This window comes from Acidovorax sp. CF316 (genome assembly GCF_000276605.1).
Taxonomy (GTDB): domain Bacteria; phylum Pseudomonadota; class Gammaproteobacteria; order Burkholderiales; family Burkholderiaceae_C; genus Acidovorax.
In genome coordinates this window covers 43,110-51,560 of sequence record NZ_AKJX01000006.1, presented here as the reverse complement: position 1 = coordinate 51,560, position 8,451 = coordinate 43,110, and the positions used below count along the sequence as shown (strand labels likewise).

General features: G+C 68.6%; 8 protein-coding genes. 5 read left to right on the top strand and 3 right to left on the bottom strand.

Annotated elements, in window-relative coordinates; translation table 11 throughout:
• Both PMI14_RS00855 and ppa read right to left on the bottom strand, forming a co-directional pair.
• Window positions 1–845 (bottom strand): MCP four helix bundle domain-containing protein (locus PMI14_RS00855; RefSeq protein WP_007848111.1); only part of this gene is annotated, 845 nt, incomplete at its 3' end.
• 192 nt (window positions 846–1,037) lie between these two features.
• On the bottom strand, window positions 1,038–1,580 hold the full coding sequence (gene ppa / locus PMI14_RS00850) for an inorganic diphosphatase (RefSeq protein WP_007848109.1): 543 nt from the start codon (window positions 1,578–1,580) through the stop codon (window positions 1,038–1,040).
• 277 nt (window positions 1,581–1,857) lie between these two features.
• Between ppa and PMI14_RS00845 the strand changes: the two genes are divergently transcribed.
• Both PMI14_RS00845 and PMI14_RS00840 read left to right on the top strand, forming a co-directional pair.
• Window positions 1,858–3,933, top strand: coding sequence for a sodium-translocating pyrophosphatase (locus PMI14_RS00845; protein WP_007848106.1), 2,076 nt, complete (start codon window positions 1,858–1,860; stop codon window positions 3,931–3,933).
• 84 nt (window positions 3,934–4,017) lie between these two features.
• Complete coding sequence (locus PMI14_RS00840; protein ID WP_007848099.1) at window positions 4,018–4,404, top strand: VOC family protein; 387 nt, start codon at window positions 4,018–4,020, stop codon at window positions 4,402–4,404.
• Between the two features lies 1 nt (window position 4,405).
• Here PMI14_RS00840 and PMI14_RS00835 read toward each other — a convergent pair whose 3' ends face one another.
• Window positions 4,406–5,017 (bottom strand): TetR/AcrR family transcriptional regulator, encoded by a 612-nt coding sequence (locus tag PMI14_RS00835; RefSeq protein ID WP_007848096.1) that lies wholly within the window; start codon window positions 5,015–5,017, stop codon window positions 4,406–4,408.
• A 116-nt stretch (window positions 5,018–5,133) separates the two neighbouring features.
• Here PMI14_RS00835 and PMI14_RS00830 point away from each other — a divergent pair, with 116 nt between their 5' ends.
• Genes PMI14_RS00830 through PMI14_RS00820 form a run of 3 tightly spaced genes read left to right on the top strand, consistent with a single transcriptional unit; the run spans window position 5,134 to window position 8,437 of the window.
• The gene (locus PMI14_RS00830) at window positions 5,134–5,955 is read left to right on the top strand and encodes a metal-dependent hydrolase (protein ID WP_007848093.1); all 822 of its coding nucleotides are present in this window, start codon (window positions 5,134–5,136) and stop codon (window positions 5,953–5,955) included.
• Between the two features lie 11 nt (window positions 5,956–5,966).
• Window positions 5,967–7,418: a TolC family protein gene (locus PMI14_RS00825; protein WP_007848090.1), complete on the top strand. Its 1,452-nt coding sequence runs from the start codon at window positions 5,967–5,969 to the stop codon at window positions 7,416–7,418.
• Between the two features lie 2 nt (window positions 7,419–7,420).
• Window positions 7,421–8,437: an HlyD family secretion protein gene (locus PMI14_RS00820; protein ID WP_007848088.1), complete on the top strand. Its 1,017-nt coding sequence runs from the start codon at window positions 7,421–7,423 to the stop codon at window positions 8,435–8,437.
• Window positions 8,438–8,451 lie beyond the last annotated feature (14 nt).

The window sequence follows — 8,451 nt, the reverse complement described above, 5'->3', positions numbered from 1 at the left end:
CTCTCGGCGTTGCCGCGCACCCCGGTGACCACGCGCGCCAGGTTGGAGCGCATGTCCTCCAGGGCTGACAGCAGCTGGCCCATTTCATCGTTGCCATGGGCCGGCATGGCTGCCGTGAGGTCGCCTTCGGCAATGGCGCGTGCAGCGCTCACGGCCTGGCCCGCGGGGCGCGTGACCGAACGCGTGATCGACACGCCCAGCACGATGGCGAGCGCCACGCAGGCGGCCAGCGTGCCCAGCACCCAGACGCGCGCCGCCTGGAAAACCGACGCCACTTCGGCCTGCTCCTTGTCGGCCTGCGCCGAGTTGATCTTCTGCAACTGGCCCAGGGTTTCTGCGGCAGCCACGAAGGCGGTTTCGGACTCACCGGCAAACAGCCCGGACAAGGCATCTGCGCTCAAGGCCAGGGTGTCGTTGGTGCTGAAGTCCACCGCCTTGGCGACATCCACCAGGTTGGCCTGGAGCTTGTAGTAAGCGGCCTTGCGCGTGCGAAAGGCCTGGAAGGCCTCGCGCTCCTCGCCCGCGCTGACCAGCGGTTCGTACTGCCCCTCCACGCGCTCCAGGTCTTTGGCGCGCGCGGTCATCTGCTCGGCAAAGGCCTGGACTTCGGCCGTGCTGCGCGAGGTGATCATGCCGGCTTCGGAGCGCCGCATGCGGTTCATCAGCACCCTGAGCTCGCCCGTGTAGCCCACGCTGGGCAGCAGGTTGCTCGCAATCTCCTGTGCGTTGTGGTGGATGCGTGACAGCTGGAACAGCGAGACCGCTCCCAGGAGACCCGTGAGCAGCACCAGGGCAAAGAACCCGATCCCCAGCTTGAGCCCGATACGCACGTCGGAAATCTTCATATCACCCCTTGGCCACGGCCATTCGTGCCAGGGCGTGCGCAGGATTGCGCACCGACACCTTGGCTTTGCCCAGTCTAGCAACCGCAGGGGCACTGCACAGTGCGGGGTTTCCATGAAAAAAAGCATGCAGCCCGCGAGGGCATGCATGCTTTCTGGTCAGCGGGCTACCGCAGGGGCAGCCGGCCCGGGCGCTCAGGCCGCGTTGTTCTTGGCCTTGAAGTTGGCGATGCCGTCCATGATTTCCTTCTTGGCGGCGTCCAGGCCTTCCCAGCCCAGCACCTTGACCCACTTGCCGGCTTCCAGGTCCTTGTAGTGCTCGAAGAAGTGGCTGATGGCCTTCAGGCGCATCGGGTTCACGTCTTCCACCTTCTGCCAGTGGGTGTAGATGGGCAGCACCTTGTCGGTGGGCACGGCCAGCACCTTGCCGTCCACGCCGGCTTCGTCTTCCATCATCAGGATGCCGATGGGGCGGCAGGGCACGACCACGCCGGGGAACAGCGGGTAGGGGGTGATCACCAGCACGTCCACCGGGTCGCCGTCGCCCGACAGCGTCTGCGGCACGTAGCCGTAGTTGGTGGGGTAGTGCATGGCCGTGGTCATGAAGCGGTCCACGAAGATCGCGCCCGATTCCTTGTCCACTTCGTACTTGATCGGGTCGGCGTTCATCGGGATCTCGATGACGACGTTGAAGGAGTCGGGGGCGTTCTTGCCAGGAGGTACGTGGTTCAGGGACATGTCTGTGGATAGTGGTTTGAAACGATAACCCGCGAGCCCGGTTCAGGACCCATGGCGTCGGGATTAACCCTGATTTTAGGCGCATGCCCCTTTCTGCCCGCTTGCAAACCGGCGTTTGCCTGTAAATTGGGCCTGTTGGCCAATCGACCCCTTGAGAACCTGCTCTCGATTTTGAGCAGGTTTTTCTCCCAGGAGCACGAGGAAGCAACGCAGCGGAAGCACCACCGACCTGCGTTGTGTTTCCTTCCGTGCAACTGAAACAACCAAGGAGAAATGAATGGCTGACAACTCAGCGCTGACGTCCCCTCTGATACTGGCAGTGGTTTGCGGATTGATTGCGGTGGCCTACGGCATCTGGGCCCGTGGGTGGATTCTTGCCAAGGATGCGGGCAACGCGCGCATGCAGGAGATTGCCGGCGCCATCCAGGCCGGTGCAGCGGCCTACCTGGCACGCCAGTACAAGACCATTGCCCTCGTCGGCGTGGTGCTGGCCATTCTCATCGGTGCCTTTCTGGACCTGAGCTCCGCGCTCGGCTTCGTCCTGGGCGCATTTCTCTCGGGCGCCTGCGGCTTCATCGGCATGAATGTCTCGGTGCGCGCCAACGTGCGCACCGCACAGGCCGCCACGCAGGGCATCGGCCCGGCACTCGACGTGGCGTTTCGCGGCGGCGCCATCACCGGCATGCTGGTCGTGGGCCTGGGCCTGCTGGGGGTCACGGGCTTTTACTGGGCGCTGTCGCGGGGCATCACCTCGGGCCCCATGCTGGCCGAGGCGCTCAACCCGCTGATCGGCTTTGCCTTCGGCTCCTCGCTGATCTCGATCTTCGCGCGCCTGGGCGGCGGCATCTTCACCAAGGGCGCCGACGTGGGCGCCGACCTGGTGGGCAAGGTGGAGGCCGGCATCCCCGAGGACGACCCGCGCAACCCGGCCGTGATCGCCGACAACGTGGGCGACAACGTGGGCGACTGCGCCGGCATGGCGGCCGACCTGTTCGAGACCTACGCCGTGACGCTGATCGCCACCATGGTGCTGGGCGCGCTGATGGTGGTGGCCGCGCCGGTCAACGCCGCGGTGTACCCGCTGGCGCTGGGTGCCGTGTCCATCGTGGCATCGATCATCGGCTGCTTCTTCGTGAAGGCCTCGCCGGGCATGAAGAACGTGATGCCCGCCCTGTACAAGGGCCTGGCGATCGCGGGCATTCTGTCGCTGATCGCGTTCTACTTCGTCACGATGTGGATCATGCCGGACAACGCCATCCGCGCCAGCGGCAGCCAGATGCGCCTGTTCGGGGCCTGCGCCACGGGGCTGGTGCTCACGGCCGCGCTGGTCTGGATCACCGAGTTCTACACCGGCACGCAGTACTCGCCCGTGCAGCACATCGCGCAGGCCTCCACCACGGGCCACGGCACCAACATCATCGCCGGCCTGGGCGTGTCGATGCGCTCCACCGCCTGGCCGGTGCTCTTCGTCTGCCTGGCCATCCTGGCGTCCTACCAGCTCGCAGGGCTCTACGGCATCGCCGTGGCGGCCACGTCCATGCTGAGCATGGCGGGCATCGTGGTGGCCCTGGACGCCTACGGCCCCATCACCGACAACGCCGGCGGCATTGCCGAGATGGCCGAGCTGCCCAGCAGCGTGCGCGACGTCACCGACCCGCTGGATGCCGTGGGCAACACCACCAAGGCCGTGACCAAGGGCTATGCCATCGGCTCGGCAGGCCTGGCCGCCCTGGTGCTGTTCGCCGACTACACCCACAAGCTGGAGACCTATGGCAAGGCCATCTCGTTCGACCTGTCGGACCCGCTGGTCATCGTCGGCCTGTTCATCGGCGGGCTGATCCCCTACCTGTTCGGCGCCATGGCCATGGAGGCCGTGGGGCGTGCGGCCGGCGCCGTGGTGGTGGAGGTGCGCCGCCAGTTCAGCACCATTCCCGGCATCATGGACGGCACCGGCAAGCCCGAGTACGGCAAGGCCGTGGACATGTTGACCACCGCCGCCATCAAGGAGATGGTGATCCCCAGCCTGCTGCCCGTGGTGGTGCCCATCGTGGTCGGCCTGGTCCTGGGGCCCAAGGCGCTGGGCGGCCTGCTCATGGGCACCATCGTCACCGGCCTGTTCGTCGCCATCTCCATGTGCACGGGCGGCGGCGCCTGGGACAATGCCAAGAAGTACATCGAGGACGGCCACCACGGCGGCAAGGGCAGCGAGGCGCACAAGGCCGCCGTGACCGGCGACACCGTGGGCGACCCCTACAAGGACACGGCCGGCCCGGCCATCAACCCGCTGATCAAGATCATCAACATCGTGGCGCTGCTGATCGTGCCGCTGGTGGTGCGATTCCATGGGAGCTGATACGCTGCGGTAGCAGCCAGTACGGCCACGGGCCCGCTTCGGCGGGCCTTTTTCATTTTCACACCCCAGTCGCCCTCCTTTGCCATGCCCATCACCGTGCAATCTCTGGACCATGTGGTCCTGACCGTCGCCAGCATCCCGGCCACCATCGCCTTCTACGAGCGCGTGCTGGGCATGCAGGCACGGGAGTTCAAGCCGGGGCGCCATGCCCTGCACTTCGGCAGCCAGAAGATCAACCTGCACGAGGTGGGCACGGTGGTGGACCCGAACGTGCGCCATGCCACCGCGGGCTCGGGCGACCTGTGCTTTCTCACGCGCACGCCGCTCGATGAGGTGCTCGTGCACCTGGCCGCGCAGAGCGTGGCCGTGGTGCAGGGGCCGGTGGGCGCCACGGGAGCGCAGCACCGCCTGCGCTCGGTGTACCTCTACGACCCGGACGAGAACCTGATCGAAATAGCGAACGAAATCTGAGTCAGAACTCCGCCGAGATCGCCGCACGCAGCAGCATCGCGGCCGGCTCCACCAGCTCCTGCAGGTCGTTGGCGCGCCCCTGCTCGATGGACTGCAACACCATCTCGTTGATGCCGCCCACCACCGCCATGGCCATCATGGGCTGGAGCGGCGCCTTGCGCAGGCGTTCGCCCGGGCGGTTGTTCACCACGTCGAGCATCAGGTCGGCCAGTTGCTGGTTGGCGCGGCGGCGCGCCGCCAGCCCTGGCGCCCCCAGTCCCAGCATCTCCACGAAGAGCGTGCGCAGCAGCACGGGGTTGCGCTCAAGCACGCCGAAGTAGGCCCCCATGGCCTGCTCCACCTGCGCCTGCCAGTCACTCGCCGGGTCGATGGCGTTGCGCAGCACGGTGATGGCGTTGCCGCTGGCGACCTCGTACAGCGCGATCAGGCACTCGGCCTTGTCGCCGAAGTTCTCGTAGAAGGTGCGGCGCGAGACGCTGGCCTCGCGCACGATGTCGGCGATGGTCGTGTCCGCATAGCCGCGCGCGGCCACGGCGCGCGCCATGCCCTCCAGCAGGCGGGAGCGGTGCACGGTGGAGGGAGACGGGCTGGCGTCGGTCGTGGCGGCGGTCATGGCGGCAGGCAATTCCAGGATAGATCCAGAAGGTACTTGACAGTACCACACTCCAAGCGCATCATATGCATTGGTACCACGCAGTACCAAAACCTGTCCACCGATTGGAGCCTGCCATGACCGAACTTGTCGTCCGCCGCCTGCTCATTGACCTGGAAGCGCCTTTCGCGCGCCACTGGTGCGGTGGCGACGCGTTTCGCACGGCGCTCTTCAATGCGCTGTCCATGAGCTTCCCCGTGGGCGAGCAGTTCTTCATCGACGCGGTGCGCAATGGCCACAAGGCCTTGCCCGCTGACCGGCAGGCGCAACATGCCGATGAGGTGCGCGGCTTCATCGGGCAGGAGGCCACGCACCGGCGCATCCATGCGCTGTTCAATGGCCACCTCGACACGCAGGGCCTGGTCAATACCTGGGCCCCGCGCGCGGCCGCGCGCATGAAGCTCTTCGAAGGCGCTGACCCGCGCCACCCCCTGGCGGTGACCGCGGCCAACGAGCATTTCACGGCCCTGCTGGCCGAGTGGCTGCTGGGCCATCCCGAGGTCCTGGCGGGCGCCGATCCGCGCCTGGCCACGATGTGGCAATGGCATTGCGCCGAAGAGGCCGAGCACAAGAGCACCGCCTTCGACATCTACCAGGCCCTGGGCGGCGACCATGCCTGGCGCATCACCTGGTTCCGGCGCATCACCCTGGTGTTCCTGGGCGACGTGCTGCGCCAGACCGTGGGCAACCTGCGCCGCGACGGCACGCTGTGGCGGTGGCGCACCTGGGCCAGCGCGGCACGCACCCTGTTCGGCCAGGGCGGCCTGGTGCGCGAAAGCTGGCGCCCCTGGCGTGCGTACCTGCGCAGCGATTTCCACCCCAGCCAGCATGGCAGCGACCTCTCAGAACGCTGGCTGGCCGACCACCGTGATGCCTATATCCCCGTAGGCGCGCGCTAACCCCTCCCACCATGACCCAGAGCCCCTCCCACCGGCCGCATGCGGCGGCCGGCCAGCCCCGCCCTTGCCTGCGCACCTCCCCACTGCGGGCCGCCGCCCTGCTGGCCGCGCTCGCCATGCAGCTGCCTGCACAGGCCGAACCTATGGCCTTCCACACGGCGCTGGAGCAGCTCGCGGCCCGCTCCGACCAGCTCGCCGCATCGCGCAGCGCGGTCGAAGGCGCCCAGCTGCGCCGCCAGGCCCTGGCACGCCTGGGCGGCCCGGTGGTTTCGCTCAGCGGTGCCGCGTACGCCTACAACGCCAACCTGGACCTCGACCTCAACCCCGTGAACGAGGCCCTGCCCGGCGTGCTTCAGCAGCTGCCGCCGCAACTGGCGGGCTCGCTGGCCCAGTTGCCGCACCTGCCGGCCAGCTACACCTTGAACCGCCACAAGACGGACACCAGCACCTCGGTCTCGGGCATCTGGCCGATCTACATGGGCGGTGCCGGCGATGCCGCGCGCGGCCTGGTGGAGGCACAGGCCGCCGAGGTGCAGGCCGATGCCGACAAGACCGGCCACGAGGTCACCACGGTGCTGGTGCAGCGCTACTTCGGCGCCCAGCTGGCCGAGCAGGCGGCGCGGCTGCGCGAATCGGCCCTGGCCACCATCGAGCAGCACGACGCGGCCGCGCAGAAGATGCTGGACGCCGGCGTGATCGCCCGCGTGGAGCGCCTGCAGGCCCGCGCCGCACTGGAGGAAGCGCGCCGCAACGCGCGCAAGGCCCGCGACGATGCCGACCTGGCGGCCACGGCCCTGACCCGCACGGTGAAGGCCAGCGAGCGCGTGACGCCCACCAGCCCGCTGTTCGTGCTCGGCCAGCCGGTGGAGCCCCTGCCCCACTTCGTCGATGCCGCCCTGCAGCGCCACCCGGGCCTGGCCAAGGTAGCCGCCAAGAAGGGCCAGGCCGAGCAGCTGCATGCGGCGCAGGAGGCCCTGCGCAAGCCCCAGGTGTTCGCCTTCGGCCAGCGCCAGCTCAAGACCGGCAGGGACGCGGACTGGGTGGCCGGCATCGGCGTGCGCTTCACGCTGTGGGACTCCATCGACCGCGACGCGCTGGCCGCATCGTCCTCGCGCCAGATCGAGCAGGCCGAGCGCAGCGGCGCCCAGGCGCAGAACGACATCGCCCTGCTGGTGGAAAAGCGCTGGCAGGCGCTGGAGCAGGCGCGGCGCGCCTACTTTGCCCTCCAGCCGGGGCTGGAAGTGGCCGACGAGGTGCTGCGCCTGCGCACCTCGGGCCTGCGCGCGGGCACCAGCACCACGCTGGACCTGATCGACGCCCAGGTCAACCAGGCCAAGGCGCAGACCGAACGCGCCCAGGCCGCCCACGACTACGTGAAGGCCCTGGCCGAGCTGCTTGAAAGCTGCGGCCTTTCCGATGAATTTGGCAAATACATGGCACGTGCCGATGTGAAGGTGGAATGAACATGAGCGATACCAGCAACAAGAACAACAACGGCAAGGGCAGCAAGAAGGCGGCCGTACTGGGCGCCGTGGCCCTGGTGGCCGCGGGCGGTTTCGTCGGCTTCGGCCTGTGGAAGGCCTCCCAGCCGGCCCCCGAGGTGTTCCAGGGCCAGATGGAGGCGCGCGAGGCCGACATCGCCCCCAAGGTCACGGCGCGCATCGCGCAGATCCTGGTCAAGGAAGGCGACCAGATCGCCGTGGGCGCCCCGCTGATCCGCATGGACAGCCCCGAGGTGCAGGCCAAGCTGGCGCAGGCCACCGCCGCGCAGGAAGCGGCCCAGGCCGTGGCCGACAAGGCCCAGCACGGCGCGCGCCCGCAGGAGGTGGAGATGGCGCGCCTCGCATGGCAGCGCGCCGTGACGGCAGCCGACCTGGCCGAATCCTCCTACCGCCGCGTGGACGGCCTGGCCCGCGAGGGCCTGGTGGCCGCGCAAAAACGGGACGAGGCCGAAGCCAACCACAAGGCCGCACGCGACCAGGCCCTGGCCGCCAAGGCCCAGTACGAGCTGGCGCGCGCCGGTGCCCGGCCCGAGGACCGGTCTGCCGCCAGCGCCCAGGCGCGCCAGGTGGCCGGCGTGGTCGCCGAGGTCAAGGCGGCCCAGGCCGAGACGGAGCTCAAGAGCCCCGTGGCCGGCGAGGTGGCCAAGGTGCTGGCACGCAGCGGCGAGCTCTCGCCCCAGGGCGTGGCCGTGGTCACGGTGGTGGACCTGGCCGACCAGTGGGTGGTGCTGAACGTGCGCGAGGACCGGCTGCAGCGCTTTGCCATCGGCAGCGAGTTCGAGGCCACGCTGCCTGCCCTGGGCACGGCCGGCAAGCCCGTGCGCTTCAAGGTCTACCACACGGCCGCCCTGCCCGACTTCGCCACCTGGCGCGCCACGCGCGCCGGCCAGGGCTTCGACGTGCGCACCTTCGAAGTGCGCGCCCGCCCGGCCAGCCCCATCGAAGGCGCCCGCCCCGGCATGACGGTGCTGGTGCAATGAGCCGGCACGCGACA

What these genes read in the sequence shown, in the direction of transcription:
- ppa (WP_007848109.1), bottom strand. Translation starts at nt 1,580, where the DNA reads ATGTCCCTGAACCACGTACCTCCTGGCAAGAACGCCCCCGACTCCTTC.
- PMI14_RS00835 (WP_007848096.1), bottom strand. Translation starts at nt 5,017, where the DNA reads ATGACCGCCGCCACGACCGACGCCAGCCCGTCTCCCTCCACCGTGCAC.
- PMI14_RS00820 (WP_007848088.1), top strand. Translation starts at nt 7,421, where the DNA reads ATGAGCGATACCAGCAACAAGAACAACAACGGCAAGGGCAGCAAGAAG.
- PMI14_RS00845 (WP_007848106.1), top strand. Translation starts at nt 1,858, where the DNA reads ATGGCTGACAACTCAGCGCTGACGTCCCCTCTGATACTGGCAGTGGTT.
- PMI14_RS00825 (WP_007848090.1), top strand. Translation starts at nt 5,967, where the DNA reads ATGACCCAGAGCCCCTCCCACCGGCCGCATGCGGCGGCCGGCCAGCCC.
- PMI14_RS00830 (WP_007848093.1), top strand. Translation starts at nt 5,134, where the DNA reads ATGACCGAACTTGTCGTCCGCCGCCTGCTCATTGACCTGGAAGCGCCT.
- PMI14_RS00840 (WP_007848099.1), top strand. Translation starts at nt 4,018, where the DNA reads ATGCCCATCACCGTGCAATCTCTGGACCATGTGGTCCTGACCGTCGCC.